General features: G+C 45.8%; 13 protein-coding genes. 3 read left to right on the top strand and 10 right to left on the bottom strand.

The features are described from left to right. Positions 1 to 120 precede the first annotated feature (120 nt). Positions 121 to 2,523, top strand: a complete 2,403-nt coding sequence (gene abnB / locus AC3WQ3_RS26195; RefSeq protein ID WP_492474125.1) for an arabinan endo-1,5-alpha-L-arabinosidase AbnB — start codon at positions 121 to 123, stop codon at positions 2,521 to 2,523. A gap of 146 nt (positions 2,524 to 2,669) precedes the next feature. Here the strand turns inward: abnB and AC3WQ3_RS26190 are convergent, their stop codons facing one another. Next, positions 2,670 to 3,224 carry a helix-turn-helix domain-containing protein gene (locus tag AC3WQ3_RS26190; protein WP_336779879.1) on the bottom strand — a complete coding sequence of 185 codons (555 nt, stop codon included), beginning with the start codon at positions 3,222 to 3,224 and terminating at the stop codon, positions 2,670 to 2,672. Positions 3,225 to 3,356: 132 nt separating this feature from the next. On the opposite strand from AC3WQ3_RS26190, the gene AC3WQ3_RS26185 reads away from it, so the two are divergent. Next, positions 3,357 to 3,935 (top strand): LysE family transporter, encoded by a 579-nt coding sequence (locus AC3WQ3_RS26185; RefSeq protein ID WP_492474124.1) that lies wholly within the window; start codon positions 3,357 to 3,359, stop codon positions 3,933 to 3,935. Positions 3,936 to 3,979: 44 nt separating this feature from the next. Here the strand turns inward: AC3WQ3_RS26185 and AC3WQ3_RS26180 are convergent, their stop codons facing one another. The 5 genes from AC3WQ3_RS26180 to AC3WQ3_RS26160 form a co-directional block, all read right to left on the bottom strand. Further along, positions 3,980 to 4,954, bottom strand: coding sequence for an MBL fold metallo-hydrolase (locus AC3WQ3_RS26180; protein ID WP_492474123.1), 975 nt, complete (start codon positions 4,952 to 4,954; stop codon positions 3,980 to 3,982). Between the two features lie 35 nt (positions 4,955 to 4,989). After that, entirely contained in the window at positions 4,990 to 5,634 is a 645-nt protein-coding gene (locus AC3WQ3_RS26175; RefSeq protein WP_492474122.1) for a protein kinase family protein, read from the bottom strand. 291 nt (positions 5,635 to 5,925) lie between these two features. Next, entirely contained in the window at positions 5,926 to 7,407 is a 1,482-nt protein-coding gene (locus tag AC3WQ3_RS26170; protein WP_153980684.1) for a DHA2 family efflux MFS transporter permease subunit, read from the bottom strand. A 59-nt stretch (positions 7,408 to 7,466) separates the two neighbouring features. Beyond that, positions 7,467 to 8,054 carry an LmrA/YxaF family transcription factor gene (locus AC3WQ3_RS26165; RefSeq protein ID WP_154893360.1) on the bottom strand — a complete coding sequence of 196 codons (588 nt, stop codon included), beginning with the start codon at positions 8,052 to 8,054 and terminating at the stop codon, positions 7,467 to 7,469. Positions 8,055 to 8,342: 288 nt separating this feature from the next. Further along, the gene (locus AC3WQ3_RS26160) at positions 8,343 to 9,260 is read right to left on the bottom strand and encodes an NAD(P)/FAD-dependent oxidoreductase (RefSeq protein ID WP_492474121.1); all 918 of its coding nucleotides are present in this window, start codon (positions 9,258 to 9,260) and stop codon (positions 8,343 to 8,345) included. Positions 9,261 to 9,663: 403 nt separating this feature from the next. On the opposite strand from AC3WQ3_RS26160, the gene cyoE reads away from it, so the two are divergent. Then, positions 9,664 to 10,593, top strand: a complete 930-nt coding sequence (gene cyoE / locus AC3WQ3_RS26155) for a heme o synthase (protein ID WP_127535973.1) — start codon at positions 9,664 to 9,666, stop codon at positions 10,591 to 10,593. Between the two features lie 93 nt (positions 10,594 to 10,686). Here the strand turns inward: cyoE and AC3WQ3_RS26150 are convergent, their stop codons facing one another. From AC3WQ3_RS26150 to AC3WQ3_RS26135, 4 genes are all read right to left on the bottom strand, one after another. After that, positions 10,687 to 12,456: an ABC transporter ATP-binding protein gene (locus AC3WQ3_RS26150; RefSeq protein ID WP_492474120.1), complete on the bottom strand. Its 1,770-nt coding sequence runs from the start codon at positions 12,454 to 12,456 to the stop codon at positions 10,687 to 10,689. Then, positions 12,453 to 14,198 (bottom strand): ABC transporter ATP-binding protein, encoded by a 1,746-nt coding sequence (locus AC3WQ3_RS26145; RefSeq protein WP_492474119.1) that lies wholly within the window; start codon positions 14,196 to 14,198, stop codon positions 12,453 to 12,455. Before AC3WQ3_RS26145 ends, AC3WQ3_RS26150 begins: the two co-directional genes overlap by 4 nt. Before the next feature lie 141 nt (positions 14,199 to 14,339). After that, positions 14,340 to 15,071: a Stf0 family sulfotransferase gene (locus AC3WQ3_RS26140; protein ID WP_492474118.1), complete on the bottom strand. Its 732-nt coding sequence runs from the start codon at positions 15,069 to 15,071 to the stop codon at positions 14,340 to 14,342. 565 nt (positions 15,072 to 15,636) lie between these two features. Further along, positions 15,637 to 18,270, bottom strand: coding sequence for a PAS domain S-box protein (locus AC3WQ3_RS26135; protein WP_492474117.1), 2,634 nt, complete (start codon positions 18,268 to 18,270; stop codon positions 15,637 to 15,639). Positions 18,271 to 18,432: the final 162 nt, after the last annotated feature.

The following is an 18,432-nucleotide window of genomic DNA, read 5'->3' as shown; positions in this document are numbered from 1 at the left end:
ATATTATAGCAAATGTAAGCGCTTGATTCGATCATTAACTGAAAGGAGGAATGCACTACCACGTTCATCTTTGTATTTTTAACTTATTTTATAATTTGTGAATGAAGAAAGGGGACACGTATGAAGCGTTATTTGGTCATTGCACTTAGTACGGCATTGCTCTCTACTCCAGCTCTTTCGCCAGTCTCCGCTTTGGCGGACAATACAGCCACAACGGCTATCAATTCGCAAAGTTCCACCATATCGAACAAAACTCAGGTACCTGAGTTTAAGAACGTCTCCGTTCATGATCCTTCTGTCATCAAGGTAGATGATACCTACTATGTATTCGGCTCACATCTACAGGTGGCTAAGTCCAAAGATTTAATCAGCTGGGATTCCGTCGCTTCAGGCGTTACAGATGACAATCCCGTCGTTCCCAATGTAACCAAGGAATTCGCTGAAGCTCTGCAATGGGCTCAGACGGATACGCTCTGGGCAGCAGACGTCATTCAACTGGCAGATGGCAAGTTCTATATGTATTACAATGCCTGCAAAGGGGATTCTCCCCGGTCTGCCCTGGGAGTCGCCGTAGCTGACAACATTGAAGGACCATACAAGGATCAGGGACTTTTGCTGAAATCAGGCATGTGGGATGAAATTAGCGAAGATGGCACCATCTATGATGCGACCAAACATCCCAACGTGGTCGATCCGGATGTATTTTTTGATAAAGACGGCAAGCTCTGGATGGTGTACGGATCTTATTCCGGGGGGATTTTCATTCTGGAAATGGACGAAACAACTGGTAAACCACTGCCTAATCAAGGTTATGGCAAGAAGCTGACCGGAGGCAACCACAGCCGAATTGAGGCCCCTTATATGCTCTACAGTCCCGAAACCGATTATTATTATCTGTACTTGTCTTATGGTGGACTTGATGCTGTCGGTGGATATAACATTCGCGTTGCCCGCTCCAAAACACCGGACGGCCCCTTCTACGATGCTGAAGGCAACGATATGATCAAGGTTATGGCAGATAAAAATAAGCCGTTGTTTGATGACGAATCCATTGAGCCATATGGCGTGAAACTGCTCGGAAACTACCTGTTCGAGAGACAGATCGGCGACCCCGGCATCGGCCAGGGGACAGGATATGTATCTCCTGGACACAACTCCGCTTATTATGATGAAGAGACCGGCAAGCACTTCCTCATCTTCCACTCCCGCTTTCCGAATCGCGGAGAAGAGCATGAAGTACGGGTTCATGAGATGCATATGAACTCCGAAGGATGGCCTGTCGTCTCTCCTTACCGCTATGCAGGTATCGAGAGTGATGCGGTACAAGTGACGGAACAAGATGCTGTTGGTTCTTACAAATGGGTCAATCATGGGAAGGATATCACAGCCGAGATCAAGTCATCCCAGATCGTTCAGTTTGCGGCAAACGGCCAGGTTACTGGTGCTGTAACAGGGACATGGAGCCTCCTGGAGGACAACAAGGCACAAATAACGACCAATAATGTAGTATACGAAGGTGTCTTCACCCAGGAATGGGATGCGGAATCCCAGCAGAACGTGCTAACCTTCAGTGCTCTCTCTTCATCCGGTGTAGCGGTCTGGGGAAGTCAGATGAACGCCATGAAAGATCAGGATGTGGTACAGGCTGTGAAGAAGGATCTGACGCTTGGAAATACGGAGAATATTTTCTATGATCTCTCCCTCCCCACCACAGGTACACGTGATAGTCAGATCACATGGAAATCTTCTCTTCCCTCTGTCCTATCGGCTGATGGAGCAGTAAATCGGCCACGCAGCGGCAAAGGGGATGCCAAAGTAAAATTGACCGCAACAATCCAAAAAGGAACGGCCAAAGCCAGCAAAACGTTCCAAGTGACCGTGCCTGAACAGGCAGCTGGCCCACTGCTGGGCGAGTATACGTTCGACAACAAAAAGCTCGCTAAAATCGTACAGGATTCGAGTAAAAACGGTTATCATGGCCAGGACTTTAATGTAGTAAGCTCAGCAATTGGCACGAAGAATCAGGCTGCTGCTTTTAACGGAAAAGACAGCTACATTCAGCTGCCTGGACTTCTGACGGACACAACAGACTTCACCTTCAGTGCCTGGGTAAATTGGGACGGGGGCGGAGCCTGGCAGCGTATATTCGATTTCGGCAATGGTTTGACCAGACATATGTTCCTTACGCCAGCCCAGCATAACGGTGCTCTCCAATTCACCATTCATGATCAGGGTCGTGATCAGAGTCTAATTGCGGCTGAAGCGCTGCCTACCAACCAGTGGGTTCATGTCGCTGTCACGTTGCAAGGAGACACGGGCACGTTGTATGTAAACGGTAAATCGGTTGCGAGCAGCTCTGAAATCACATTCAACCCGAAGGATCTACAAGCTGCGGAAGCCTATCTGGGCAAAAGTCGATATGCTGCCGATCCGTTCTATCAAGGCAAAATGGATCAGGTTAGAGTGTATGACAAAGCGCTAAGCGCCAAAGAAATCCAGCGTCAAGCAGAAGTCCAGCCTTGAACGGTTGAACTCTAATGCACCTCAATGTCTTAATGATGGAGATAATTCCACGTAAAGTAGCCGGGCTTGACTGGCTACTTTATTTTTTGTTGCATGGACATCTAACAATCAGCCTCAAGAGCTACTGACTCCCGCCGACTTCTTATTTACCGGGGATAATGGATAACCATGCTTAATCGGTTCTCTGAAACTCCAGAGTTTATATAACGATGCGGCTTGTCTGCTCGAAAGCGAATGGACTCCCCTTGTTTCACCGTAAACTCTTCTCCCCCAACATGAATCGTCACTTCCCCTTCAAAGACGGTAATAAACTCCTCTGTTCCGTCAATGTGCGGCTCTGCACTCCATGAAGCTGCCTCATCCATTTCCAGGACATACATTTCGAACCGACGGCCCTCCTCAAAGGGAAAATGCGGATAAATCCGTACTTTTCCGTTTTCCTCCGTTAACACGTGAATATCATCAACCGTCACGATCGACGCATCCGATGTCGGCTCATGAATCAATGCGGTGAACGACACTTTGAGGCCATTTGCAATTTTCCAGACGGTTGCGATGGAAGGGTTCGATTCTCCCCGTTCAATCTGACCCAACATGGTCTTGCTGATTCCTGACATTTCGGCAACTTTATCCAAACTAAGCTTTCTTTGCTCCCGGAACTGCTTCAGATTTTGAGCAAGTACAACGTTGATATTTTCCAACCTGTAACCACCTCTTTAAAAAGTCTTTATTGTGCAATATATAGTCCATATCGTACAATGATAACGCACAAACGTTATAGCGTACACTTTATGCAATTATAGCACACAACAAACTTTTGGCGGAGGACAATCATGATTATCCCTTTATTGACGTATGCCATTGTCGCATCATTCACACCGGGTCCCAATAACATTATCGCCATGACCCAAGCTAGACATCGGGGATTTGCCAAGACATTGCCTTTTATTGGTGGTGTAGCTGCGGGTTGCCTGCTGATTATGTTTCTTTCCAGTTATTTCAATCTCGTTCTGCAACAGTATATTCCGAGAATCAGACCCATTTTGAATATATTGGGATGTGTCTATCTGATCTATCTGGCATTCAAAATTATGCGTAGTACGTCTGCACACCAGAAAGACACTCGCACCAATCCCTATTCATTTTGGTTTGGCTTCACTTTACAATTCATGAATCCCAAAGTCATTTTGTATGGTTTAACCGCAATCTCGGTGTTTGTCTTGCCGCTTGCCCAGTCACATGCTCACATGATGGTATTCTCTGTATTTTTAATGATTGTGGGGATCAGTGCCAATATGACATGGGCGTTATGCGGGGTGATATTTCAGAGTGTACTCGTGAGATACGAGCGTCCATTTAATATGGTTATGGGCATCCTCTTAATTTGTAGTGCAATTTCAATGTTAAAATAAACAAAAAGCGTCCACTCCATTGCTGAGTAAACGCTGTAAGATGACTAGAAGCCGGATTTCCACCAATGTTCCGTTGGATAAATTCCTGTATGGATCTGAACCTTTTCTCCAATCTTCGGAGTTGTGATATCGATATTTGCGCCGCGTGCTGCCTGGCTAATCCGTTCAACCGGATCGGTCCAGGCATGGTAGGCCAGGGTGAATGCTCCCCAATGAATGGGAATGAGCAGTTTTCCTTTTACATCCAGATGGGCTTGTACGGTTTCTTCCGGCATCATATGTATGTTGGCCCACCGTTCGTCATATTGTCCACATTCCATCATCGTTAAGTCGAATGGCCCATACTTGTCACCGATCTCCTTAAAGTGCGGTCCGTACCCGCTGTCTCCACTAAAAAACACCTTTGTCTCGTGTCCGGAGATCACCCATGAGCACCATAGCGTGGAGTTACGATCGAATAATCCTCTCCCCGAAAAGTGCCTTGCAGGCGTGCATGCCAGTGTCAGGCCCTTGAACTGAAGCTCATCCCACCAGCCATGCTCAGTAATTTTATCCGAAGGTACACCGATTTGAATCAAACGCCTACGTACGCCAAGCGGTACGATAAACCGTTCGGTTTTATTCATCAATCTCCGAATGGAGGAATAATCCAGATGATCATAATGATCATGAGATAAGATGATGGCATCCAGTGGGGGAAGATCTTCTGGCGAAACTGGCAAATTAACGTTGTAGCGCTTCGTCCCCACCCACGATACCGGAGAGGGACGGTTACCCAGCATGGGATCAAAAAGCAATCGGGTTCCTTCCATTTCAAGCAGAAAAGCCGAATGTCCGAACCATGTCACTTGTGGGTGATCATCAGCGTTCAACATTTCGCTAAACTCACTTTTCACGATCGGGATATGACTCAGAGGTCTTCGTTCCTGACCACTTTTAAGGGAATCCCGAAGCATGCTCAGCATGGCCTTCAAGCTCATATTCATCGATGTTGGAATCTGATTTTCGTATTTGGTCATCTTAATACCTTCTGTTCTTCATAATGGCTGGTTCACTATGAAATAATGGATTCATTAACCTGGGATTGGAACTGCTCCAATGCACGCTGAACTTCTGAAGCTGTAAGGCCGTGCCGAAACAGATATCCCTGTATTCCCCTCACTTCTGCTTCATCACCAGCCTGAACTCCATTGATTTTACAGATCACCGCTTCTTCCATATCTTTTCGCTCGGGTCCTGCAGGCTCACATAGCCAAAAATCAGTTCTTTTCACATTTCCCTCGCGGGTCCAGAGCAAATTTTCATAACGTATCACATCCCAATCCCGGTATCCAGACTGAATCTGCTGAAGTTCGGAATATAACATATCGTAGATCAGGTTGCACGGAATATGCCCAAAGTACTTTCGATACTGTCTCAGATTATATCCATCAATCCATTCGGTCAAGATAAAATGTCCTGGAGAGTAGGCATACAGTTTTGGGACATGGCGGTTGCTTTGCATGGACATGATGGCTTCGCCCTCGAGTTCTCCACCGATCTTCCCACGCTTGGTGTACACTTTGAGGCAGTATTCCTGTACTTTATAGACGACAGACTGTTTTCCCAGCAGCGAAGCCTGCATGTTCAGGTGCCCGTTCCGTTCATAACGCAATAGCATATCTTTCAGATGTGGTGGTAATGGTTGAATGATTTTCATAAAAGAGTTCTCCTTGATCGATTATCAAACCTAAAACGTTTTCCACTCTGTGATGAATCTTACTTCACTTCACTATTATTGTCGCTAAACTAGGAGTTGAACATATCCAATTTCGCCAGAACATGAACTATTTGCTTTCATGTTCATATATGTGACTTTTGACGTACTGCATCTGACTTTTTTCCACTCTAATGGGTGGAACACGTTTCATGTCAAGGTGTCAATATATAAAAAAACGATGTCCCCCAGCCGTAACTGGAAGAACATCGTCTAATGTTAAGTGATATCGAATTAATGCATAGGGCCTTGTTGACCTTGTTGTGATCCAACCTTCACCCGTTTAACAAAGAAAGAGATCACCAGACCAATCACGGCAAGAACCAGTGCAAACACAAATGCATTCTGTACCCCTGACGTGAAACCAGCGAGCTGATTTTCCGGGCTCTCCGGGTTAGTTACATTGCTCAAGAAGCGAGTCTGACCCGCGCTCAGAATGCTTACGGCAACCGCAGTACCGATCGCACCGGATACTTGCTGTAATGTATTCATGATCGCTGTGCCGTGAGGATAATACTCTGGCGGCAGCTGGTTCAAACCGTTCGTTTGAGCAGGCATCATGATCATGGAAATCCCGATCATCATGAATACATGCATGGTAATGATTGTACCCAAAGCCGTTGTCGGCGTAATGCCTGTGTACATGAACAGAACAACTGCCACGATCGCCAGGCCAATGATAACGAGCCATTTGGGACCAAATTTGTCAAACAAACGTCCCATGACCGGAGACAAGAATCCGTTCAGCAAGCTGCCCGGCAGCAATACCAGACCTGCAGTCAGTGCTGTAACAGCCATACCTTGCTGCAGATACATTGGAAGGATCAGCATGGAAGACAACATCATCATCATACAGATGAAGATCAGAATCAAACCGATCGTAAACATTGGATATTTGAAGGCGCGCAGATCCATCATTGGCTGCTTCATCCGCAACTGACGGATGCTGAACAGCAGCAAGGACAATACTCCGACAACCAGAGTAATTACCACAACAGGACTGGTCCAGCCTCCGCCTGTTTCCCCATGTCCTCCCGCGCTGCTGAATCCATATACAATACCGCCAAAACCGAGGGTAGACAATATAATGGAGATTACATCAATTTTCGGCTTGGTCAGTTTTGAAATGTTCGGCAAGAACAGCAGACCACACACCAACGAGATAATGAAGAACGGCAATGAAATCCAGAAAATCCAGTGCCAGCTCAGATTAGCCAAAATCAATCCGGAAATACTCGGACCACTCGCTGGGGCAAACATGATTACGAGACCGATTAATCCCATGGCAGCACCACGTTTTTCAATCGGGAAAATAACCAAAATCGTGTTAAACATCAATGGCAGCAACAGAGCTGTACCTACAGCCTGCAGTACCCTTGCAACCAAAAGCAGTTCAAAACTTGGTGCGATTGCAGCAACAAGGGTTCCCGCAATCGAAAATATCAGAGACGTTGTAAACAACTGTCTCGTTGTAAACCATTGTAATAACATACCGGAAACCGGCACCAAAATACCCAGTACGAGCAGGTAACCTGTCGTCAACCACTGAATCGTTGTGGGTCCAACTTCAAGCAGGGTCATCAGCGGCGTCAGTGCCACATTAAGCGCTGTTTCACCGAACAGGCCAATGAATCCGCTCAACAGCATCGCGAATAATATGGGCAGTACCTTATATTGCTTTGTTTCTTCTTGGTCCTGTACAGAACCAGCCTTCATGGAAACCTCCACGATCCATCCTCCTCAAACGTTATAACTGTCTCTCTCTTTGTGCAGACTTATTGAATCCCTCTGGCATTCTTAGCCACACTTGACAAATAATCAGCAGCCGTCAGCAGAGGCTGTTTATCCTGATTGGTCAGACTGATAATCAGTGCTCCCTCCATTAAAGAGATGACCAAAAGACCCGTTTCTCGTGCTTTCTCCTCACCAACGCCCTCCATCATCAGATGTTTCGTAATGATGTTCTGCCAATTGGCGAACACACCCTGGCATGCCACACGCAATTGATGACTGATACAGGAAGTCTCCACGGCTGCCCAAAAGCTGAATGGCAGAAACCCCGTGAAACCAGCCGCTTCCGTTTCATCAGCCATGTCATGAATAAATCTTTGGATGGCATCTCCTGTGCTCTCATGGGCTGCGAAGGTATCCTCGAATTTCTGCATGATCTGTTCATTGGCTTTCTGGATGCACTCGTGAGCGAGCTCTTCCTTGCCGTGCGGAAAATAATGATATAACGATCCTTTTGGCGTACTGCTCTCCTTAATAATCTGATTAAGACCGGTCGCATGATATCCTTGTGAAAAAAACAGTCTGGCTGCTGTGCTGACAATTTGTTCTTTAGCATTAGACTTTTCACTCAATGGAGCCACTTCCTTAATCTGAATTATAACAATCGGTCTACATAATTAAACCCGTTTCCAATAAGACTGTCAATAACTTTATCAAAGAAATGTTATGGAAACGCTAACAGTTTGATATCTTCATATTAAAAGAAGCGAAGAGACTGGATTATGGGCTTAGAATATAAAAAGACGGCTTTTCGCCGCCTTGATCCTAGTACGTCTGCTCGTGCTCGATCTCTGAAATCTTGGAGAACATCTCTTCATTTCATTAAAACCAGTCTGATCTACTCGACTCAACTACAGCATTTATACCTTTCCTGAATTATCCCAGGCCTCGGCGTTCAGCTCACTATTGATGCTAACGGCCGCGAGCGCGCCCAACGAAGCAGCAGTAATCGCCTGATATATTTCCGATGCAGCATCTCCCGAACTGAATACACCTGGTACGGACGTTTTGGCCAACTCATCTACCTTAACTGTCCCCGACTCCGTTACTTCGCACCCCAGTGTTTGAGCCAGATCCGAACCGATGACAAGCTTTGGTGCGAAGAAAATGCCTGTACACTCTAGGGTATTTCCGTCCTCCAGCACAATCTGTCTAACCATTCCTTCCTCTGATTCAATGGATTGGATCGGCGCGTCCAATACAGACACCTGATGCTGTTTCAATACCTCCCGCTGTTCCTCCGTCATTCCAGTTCCGTTCGTTAGTATGGTGAATCGGTTCGTCCAACCCGATATTACTTTGGCCATGTGTACGGCTTTATCACCACTCACAATGATGCCAAGGGGTTGATCCCTTAACTCCCAGCCATCACAGTATGGGCATACAAAGGCACTCTTGCCATATACCTCGGACAGTCCGGGAATGTCGAGAGGCTGATCTTTTTTTCCGACTGCAAAAAGAAGCTTCCGGCCTCTTACCATCTTTCCTTCTACCGTTGTTACTTCAAATGAACCTTCCGTTCCTGTGACGGCAGCGGCTGTGTCCTCCATGATATGTACTGAAGGATAGGCGCGAATCTGCTCTTTGGCGATTTGGCGGAATTCACTAGGCGTTGCCCCGTCTCTTGTCAAGAAACCATGAGTTTCACGAGTCACCATATTACGCGGTCGCCCTTCATCGATTACTACAACCTCTTTTCTGGCTCTTCCGAGGACCAATGCGGCATTCAGACCGGATGGTCCCCCGCCTATGATAATCACATCTACTGTTTTAATCATTTTAAACACCCTTTCCAGATACTTAAAGTCCTTAATTAATCCAAAAACAGATTCTCTTCTTCATGGCCTATGGATTAAAACAGTATCCCCTGACAATAACAACCAGATAGGCTATAATAAAGAGAATGAAATTTAAATCAATTAAAGATCCTTGATATCTACAATAGACCCTTACTTTCAAAAATGCAAGTATAATTTTCTCATTTATTATCATATCTTTGTTTTTTTCATGAATTGTGTAGCACAGAAATTCAATTTTAACAATTAAAAAAAACCTTGTTTTTAAATTGTTCACAATCAATTGACAGTATTTTTAAACAAAAACGTGTTTTAATTCACATAGTAAACTAAATGCTATAATAAGGGCACGAGATATATAAGTATAGATATAGGAAGTGAGCATTTGAAAACACTGAATAAGGGGTCTCAACCCAAAATTGAACTAGAGTATAGCTCCATTCCGAAAGTATTCTTTGATACGATCAAAGTCGGAATCATCAAGTCCAATCTGATCGCCATGCTTGCCGGTTTGTGTCTGGCATTGTATGTATTTGATGCCTCATTCATAGCCAACATTGTGCCGATCATACTGTCTGTCATCGGTTCCTCCCTGATCATCGGGGCTGCTGGTGTGTTCAACAACTTGTACGACCGGGATATTGACGCGATTATGGAACGTACAAGAACACGTCCAACCGTTACGGGTCAAGTTGATACCAAGTCCGGACTTATTCTGGGGATCACGATTACGGTGCTCGGGGGCATTCTACTGTATATTGCTTCACCTTCAGCAGCCGTATTTGGTATCCTGGGATTGTTGCTTTATGTCTTCCCGTATACCATGTGGACCAAACGTACAACAATATACAATACGGAAGTAGGCAGCTTGTCCGGTGCCGTTCCACCTCTGATTGGTTGGGCAGCAATCTCACCGGAACTCGGACATTTTGAAATCTGGGCTTTGGTCGTTACCATGCTCTTGTGGCAAATGCCCCACTTCTACGGTATTGCCATCCGCAGATTTGACGAATATAAGGCAGCTGGTGTCCCAATGCTTCCTGTTGTCAAAGGAATCAGACGCACATATATTCAAACGAATGTCTATCTGGTATTGTTATTGCTCTCCAGCTTTTTATTCTGGCCGCTTAGCCCGCTAGTGGCGATTGTCGCTTTCTTGGTCAGCTTGGCATGGCTCATTCTTAGCGTGGCAACATTTGATCGTAACCAAACCAAGAAATGGTCACATAAAATGTTCATTTTCTCCATCAATCACATTACGATTGTATTCCTGGTGATCATCGCTTATTCCCTGATTGCACAGCTGCTCAGATAAAGAATTGCAGTAATGTGAATACAAACAAGCCGTACAGACAAACTCTTGTAAAGAGTTAACTGTACGGCTTTTTATATGGTTGTTAATCTGATCTTATCCCACTTTCACAGGCGCTTGTTCTCCCTGCCAGAGCAATTGCATTTCTTCACTGGTCGCAAGCAGCTCGCTCAAGCTTCCTTCTGCTTCAATACGACCATCTTTTAATACGATAATATGATCTGCCTTAGCCAGTGCTGCTTGCCGGTGTGAAACGGCAATACATGTCACATGCTGCTCGTTGGATAACCCCTCCCACACCTGCTGTTCCGTTTCCACATCCAGTGCACTCGATAGATCATCGAAGATATACAGATCCGCTTCAGTCATTAGCATCCGTGCCGTGGCTGCACGCTGAATCTGTCCACCAGACAGCATGACACCCCTTGGACCAACGGAGGTTTCCAATCCCTGATCGAGGTGTTCAATATCCTTTTTCATTACAGCCAGGCGAATGGCACGTGCGAGCGATTCGCCTACTCTGCCCTTTTTGCCTTGCACAATGTTCTCCTTCAATGTATCACTGAACAATCGGGGGACCTGAGGCGTGTAAGCCGCACGAGGCGGCATCAAGAATGTTGCGGGATCTACCTCTTCACCGTTCCACCGAATATCCCCCTCCTGTTTCGGCAATAATCCAAGCAGCGTCCTCACCAGTGTAGATTTTCCCGATCCGATTCGTCCGGTAATCACAATAAATTGTCCGCGTTTCAGTCGGAGGTTAATATTCTGGATTCCTTTTGGAGAATTAGGATAATGGTATGTCAGATTCCTGACTTCAAGCTCCCTAAGTTTATCGTCCTTTTCTCTCTGTAGTTCAACTGGTTCCGGCGGATCCTCATACAGATAGATCTCTCTTGATTCGATGATGCAATCCTCTTCACCAGGACGAAACAGCTTGCGCATGCGGTCAAATGAGACCTTGAGTCGTTTATGCTGGAATACCATGTACCCGAATAAGGAAATGCTAAAGCCGATGTTAGCAAGATACGATGTAAACAAGGCAAAGTCACCTACAGTGAATTGTCCGGTTCTCATTTCGGCTGCACACATCAGCAGGATTAACCCTGTACAAATACTAAGCACATGCTGATTCAGGGATCTCATCCACTGTTTGAACAGATTATCCCTTAAGGCTGCTTGACGACGATCCTCATTGAGTTGATTGAACCGGGCTGAAACATGCTGCTCGGCCTGCCCCAGTTTCAAAGCCTGTACTGCACCAAACGTTTCCGCTATAAAACTCGTAATCCGCCCTGTCGCTTCCCGATTTTTCTGGGCGTATTTACGTGCGCGATTCCCTGACAGATTGTTCAGCAGCGTAACCACAAGTAATGGCATGACGGCAACCAGTGTGATTTTCCAATTGATGCTCGCCATAATGACGATGGATACAATGGCAAACACGAGCCTTCCCCAGAAGTCTACCCAGGACTCAACATACTCGACAACTTCGTCCACATCATCACGAAAGCGACTCATCGCTTCTCCGGGTGAAGCCGGAAGATTCCGTCCAGGCCAGCGCATAATGCCAGCCAGCATATTGGTACGAAGAATGGCCTGAATGTGAAAGACATATGTAATCCACGCATAGAAAGCGGCAAAGAACGTGCCTACTCTGGCTATTCTTACTAGCGCAATGAATATTAACGGAACGGCCAGCCATAAGTAGTCACTGGATCCTATCGTCACCCGGTCAAAAAACCACTGCATCCCAATACCAATAGCTAATGGCAAGGAATGAAACAAGCACCACAACAAACCGTTAATGATGAATAATACGGTTCTAAATCGAAACAGCCGTCCAATAAATCCTGCCACATTCACGCAAGTTCCTCCTCTCTGCCTGTCATTCGCAGCCGTGCATAATGAGAATTCGGATTGTTCGCCAGGTCTTCCCTCGCACCGAATTCCAATATCCGGCCATCCCCCAGTACCATAATCTGATCTACCTGTTCAAGCGTAGCCAGACGATGAGCAATAATAATTCCCGTACAATGCTGCATCAACTGGTTGACAGCCGACTGGAGCAAGTGTTCCGTAGCCGCATCCAGACGTGAAGATGGTTCATCCAGAATGACCAGACTCGGCTCGGTCAGAAATACCCGGGTTAAAGCAAATAATTGCGCTTCCCCAGCGGACAGGGATGAACCACCCGCCGTCAAATGAGTATCCAGCCTATTTGGCTGGGTATCAATCCATTGACGAAGACCCAGTCGATCCGTCGTTTCCAGGATCATGTCATCCGATACCTCCTGATTGAACAATGTGAGGTTATCCCGCAGCGAGCCATCGAACAGCTGAACATCCTGCGTGACCATACCCACCCGTCTGTACAGTGCCTTCAAGCTAAGTTTGGAAATATCCGTACCGCCAACGCGGATAACACCCTGGTCCAGATTATATAAACGAAGCAGCACCCGGCTCAGGCTTGACTTACCGCTGCCTGTGCGACCAATAATACCAAGCCTCTGGCCAGGCTCAATCTTAAAATGAATGTCCTGTAAAACAGGCTTATCATTGTTATAGCTGAAGTGTACATGATCAAATTCAAGACCAAGCGCTCCATTCGGAAGCTGTTCCTGGTCTCCGTCTTTGATTTCACTGCTCAGGGCAAGCAGTTCCCTGGAACGAAGCATACCGGATTTCGCTTTTTGAAACTCCTGCACCTGATCTCCCAGCATCTCAATCGGATCATTTAGCATCTGGGTATATTGATAGATCAGAAACAAGGTTCCGATGCTAATCGCCCCTTGCATAAAATAATGAACACCCAGCAAGAGAACCACTGTAACAGCAATGGCAAATAAAATCACGGTGGTATTCCACGGAATTACCCGGAGCATCCAGGCTCTCCGTCCTTTCAGGAATACCATGCGCATTAATTTGTAGAAACGGCTCATGACATACGGCACGTGCCCGTTCGCCTGTACATCCTCAATTCCGGCAATCCGTTCCTCGATCATGCCGAACAGGGATGCACTTGCTTCTCGCTCATTTTTGGAGGATTGTACGCCCAGATTACGGATAAATACCATAAATAAAATCGATAATAACGTAAACACGGTCATGACGATTGCAATAGGTACATTCACCGTGAACATAAATCCGAGGATGCCGGCAAGCAATACAAAACTCCCGATAACCTGAACAATAAACATGGCGAAAAAGTTGGAAATGCTCGTTACATCTCCATCGACACGTTCAATCATCTCCCCGGGTGTTTTTACATTGTGAAAACGCATATCCAGCTGCAGACAATGTTTAAGCAGATCTCCCCGCAGCTGATTGGTTGCACGCCAAGACACATCATTGCCAAAATAACTGACTGCCACCGTAATCAACTGATTACATACAGCAACGACCAGAAAGAGCCCTGCGAGCTGAATCAGACTTGTGAGCATTCCACCGCTAGCGGCTGTATCAATAAACCGCTGGATGATCTGCGGATTCAGCAGCTGCAAGCCGGTAGAAGTCAGCAGCATTACCAGCAGCAGAGTGAGTCGCCCTTTTACAGGCTTCAGATAACGGAAGAGCCAGGTCATGGATCTTTTTTCTTGTTTGGGCATGCTGCCCACCCCTTTACGTCGATTTAATTCCTTTTTCAATGAACTTCAATATGTCTTTCATGTCGTATGGCTAAGACGAATCATGCAGAACATCATGAAATACCATCTCTTGCACCCAAACATCATATTTGACTTGTGGTTTTACCATCTTGTATTCTCCCAACCCTTCTGGCAATCTTCCCGGAACCTTTGTACCCATTGTTCGGATATCTCATCTGCGATAGGGTCAAAAGCCGGGGGCGCAACGGTAACGTCAGCAGACGAAACATCCAAGTACTCCAGCACCTTCCGGATGGTCTCCTCGTAATTTTGTACGAAATCCTCGTAAACAATCGTCAAAGGGACGATGCCCGACTCCGAAAGGAAATCTTCGATGGCAGCTTCACACATACTGCTCTCAACAAGCAAATGTTTAATGGCATCAAAACGGTATTGATCTGCAATATCTTTCTCTTCAGCCTGAGCACCATGCTGACGATGCCACTCACCTGAAACAATAGCCCGCCACCAGGAGACAGCCAACCTCACTTTGTTTCGGCGTGTCATGTAAATATGCTTCGTACAGTTGGGGAAACCTGTACTCCATACTTCCGCCCTCGGCGTTTCGGATGGCAGCTGATACAGTTGGCGAATGGCATCGATCCAACGCTGTTCGAAATTGATTTTGATGCCGAATACCCCGTTAGGTGTTGTACCCATCTCCCAGATTTGCTCCAGATCTGCGCGCTGCAACGTTTCCGGACTCTTATACTGAAAATGCAGCCATTCACCAGGTTTACCTGCAACGCCTGTTGAACCTAAGGCTTCACCGAGCAGTGTACTGCCTGTGCGTTGGGAAAACCAAATCGTATAGCTTTGAGAAGGTTTATTCATACCTTTACCAACTTTCTTCCCTCAGGATATAAAATGAATTGAAGCCCAGACCTACAAGATCTCCTTTCCATGTGAACCGATTGGCGGGATGCATGCAAAAAAGCCATAGATGAACTGATGTTCATCTACAGCTTTGTATCTACAAGAGAACCATATGAAATCAAAATCGTTTCCGGATTTCTCCTCTGCATCGCAATAATGAATAGTGTCCACGACAGGGGCTGCACAAGCACGACTGTCTACACACTGACATTCATCCTAAGATCGTAGCTATGCTCATGCTTATTCAGTTAGTGAATGTATATCCCATATTGGCATGAACATATTCAACTACCCACCCGTTACACATATTTGTTGTTTATTGTATTCGCTCCACCACATTACGTCAAGAACATTTTGTCTGAATTGTTATTTCCTACATGTTTATCATCATATGTGGTTAGCTTAACGAGCATACGTTAGATTAGGAATCGTAGCAAAAAACCGCTGCCTTATCTAGGATAAGTTAGCGGCTCTATTGCCCATCAGGTGCTGACTCGTTCAGGAATGATCCTTTTTTACGAGCTCAATGATGGATTTGTTTCTTGTGATAATACCTCTCCATCACTTGCATGATGGCCTCGCTCTTAATAGGTTTGCTTACATAATCATCCATGCCCGCCTTCAAGCATTTATCCCTATCGCCTCGGACGGCATTTGCCGTAACCGCAACAATATATGGACATGCTTCCGGGTCCGAAAGTTCCTTAATCGCTCTAGTGGCTTCAAATCCGTCAAGCCGCGGCATATGCACATCCATAAAAACAATATCATATGCATTACGTTTGACCTTCTCAACAGCCTCCACACCATCTGCCACACGATCTACAAAATGTCCCTTTTTCTCAACCATCCGGCTAAGGACAAGCAAATTAACCTCATTGTCTTCCGCAATCAGAATGCGCAGAGGTGTACTTCTGTTCTTTTTCTGCTGTTCATCAAACTGGTTGCTACCTTCATCATTATTTAATTTGAAGGAAGCCGTAAATATAAAGGTTGTACCTGGTTCGTCCGATTCCTCGATCCAGATATCGCCCTGCATGAGCTCTACCAGCTTCTTACTAATGGCTAACCCCAGACCAGTCCCTTGAGGTTTACGGGTCATAAAGTTCTCCAACTGATAGAACGGCTCAAACAATTGCTGTCTTTTCTCAGCAGGTATCCCTATGCCCGAATCCTTCACCTTAAAATGCAGAAGGATGTTATTGCTGCACTTGTCCTTAACTCCGACTTGAATTGCCACACTGCCTTCTGGCGTAAATTTGACCGCATTGCCGATAATGTTGGTAAGTACTTGCTTCAAACGGTAAGCATCGCCATAGAGCGGAGTCGGTATGGCCTCATCCAGACATAAACGAATATCCAGATCCTTTTCACGAGCCAGTGGTTTCACAATTTGCACGGTCTCTGTCAAGATTTCCCCAACATCAAAGGGATCATCTACCAGATCCGTTTTACCTGACTCTATTTTCGAGAAATCCAGGATATCATTGATGATGGCCAGCAAGGAATCTCCACTCTTCTGAATAATTTGAATATATTCCTTTTGCTCCTCACTAAGTCCCGGCGTATCCAGAAGCAGGTCGGTCATCCCGATAACACCGTTCATCGGTGTGCGAATTTCATGGCTCATCATTGCCAAAAATTCACTTTTGGCCTTGTTCATTCTCTCGGCGGTCTCTTTGGCCACAAGCAGCTTCTTCTGTTCCGTAATATCCTTCGCAATCAGATAGAATCCGACATTGGTCTTGTTGATGATGATCGGAGCAAGTGTAGCCAACACTTCTGTCTCACTGCCATCCGTGTGACGAACGGCGTTAATCTCCTTCTCAGCCAATTCGTAGTTGCTGCGCAGGATCATTCCCAGATTGACAGCTCCGATGAATCTGCTAATACTCGTGCCGATCATGTCTGACACAGGGCACCCTGTCATCTTCACCGCTACAGGGTTGGCATTCATGATGTTGCCGTCCATGTTAAACGAGATAATGGCGTCATGATTATATTTTTTAAGTGAAGTGTATCGTTCCACGGATTCCTGCAGTTTAAATTCAATGAGTTTCCGTTCAGTGATGTCCTGCAGTGTTCCGTTCAATTGTACTGGCTGATGATGTTCATCAAACGTAATCAGCCCGCGCAAATGAAGATATTTCTCACTCCCATCAGAGCGTATATGTTTGTATTCGAAATCAAGCGGCTCTCCTTGCTTCGTGCCTCTGATTTTTTCTTGCAAGGATGCTGCATCCGCGGGATTCATCACCCGAAGAACATCCCTTGCCCGATAGCGTTTGTGTGTGCGCTCGAGCTCGAAAATTTCAAGTACCTGATCTGAAGTGGCGATTTGGTCATTGACCATGTCCCATTCCCAACTACCAATCATCGCAATGCGCTCAGCCTCTGCACTGATCTCTTCATGTTTCTTTCGCTCAGATATGTCTCGTCCAATGGTAAGTATCTGCCGTTCTTGCTCGGCATCCCCAATAATCTTGTATGTGGTCTCGAACCATAGATAATGTCCATCTTTATGGCGAACTCTGATATTCAGCATATTTCCGGTAGTCAAGTCCATCTGTGAGATCTGTTCCAAATCAAACGGATGGAAATAGGCATTGTTATTCTGGCCGATAATGTCTTCTGGAGAGTAACCCAGCAGATCGCGAACCGAAGGTGAGCAGAACCGACAAACCCCATCGAGATTGGCGATGTAGATAATCTCCTGTGCATTATCCGAAATCAGTTTGAACATCTCTTCACTGTGCAGGAGTTTTTGTTCGGACAACTTCCGATCTGTGATATCTATAATATGACAAATGAAATAAAGCGGCTCATCTGTACTTTCATCCCGAGCCAAGGCTAAATGCAATGAAATCCAGAGTACGTCACCATTTTTTTTGATGTAGCGCTTTTCGTACGTATACTCTTTCGATCTGCCTTCAAACAAATCACAAGCATAGACTACATCCTGCGGGCAGTCATTCGGATGTGTAATATCCTGGTAGCTGAGATTCATGAGTTCCTCACTGGTATAGCCCATCATGCAGCAAAATGCAGGGTTTACTTTCATCCATTGACCTGAAGGAGCCACGAGTGCAATTCCGATAGGTGCCTGGTTATAAATCTGCTCGAACAATTCGTGATGGTCAACCTTTTGAACCTGCATTTTAAGATCTCCTTTTTGAAATATATACTCATGTAATAGTTTGTCGAAATTTCGAATTTTGCTTCATCTTGTCCGTTCCGAAAGGGATAGTCGTTTTAGAACCATAATAACTGCTTAGTACCCCGTATTATAGCGATTGAAACATCAGTTTCCAAGAGATTT

The organism is Paenibacillus sp. FW104-T2 (assembly GCF_058789975.1).
This window is presented reverse-complemented; position numbering and strand designations above follow the sequence as displayed.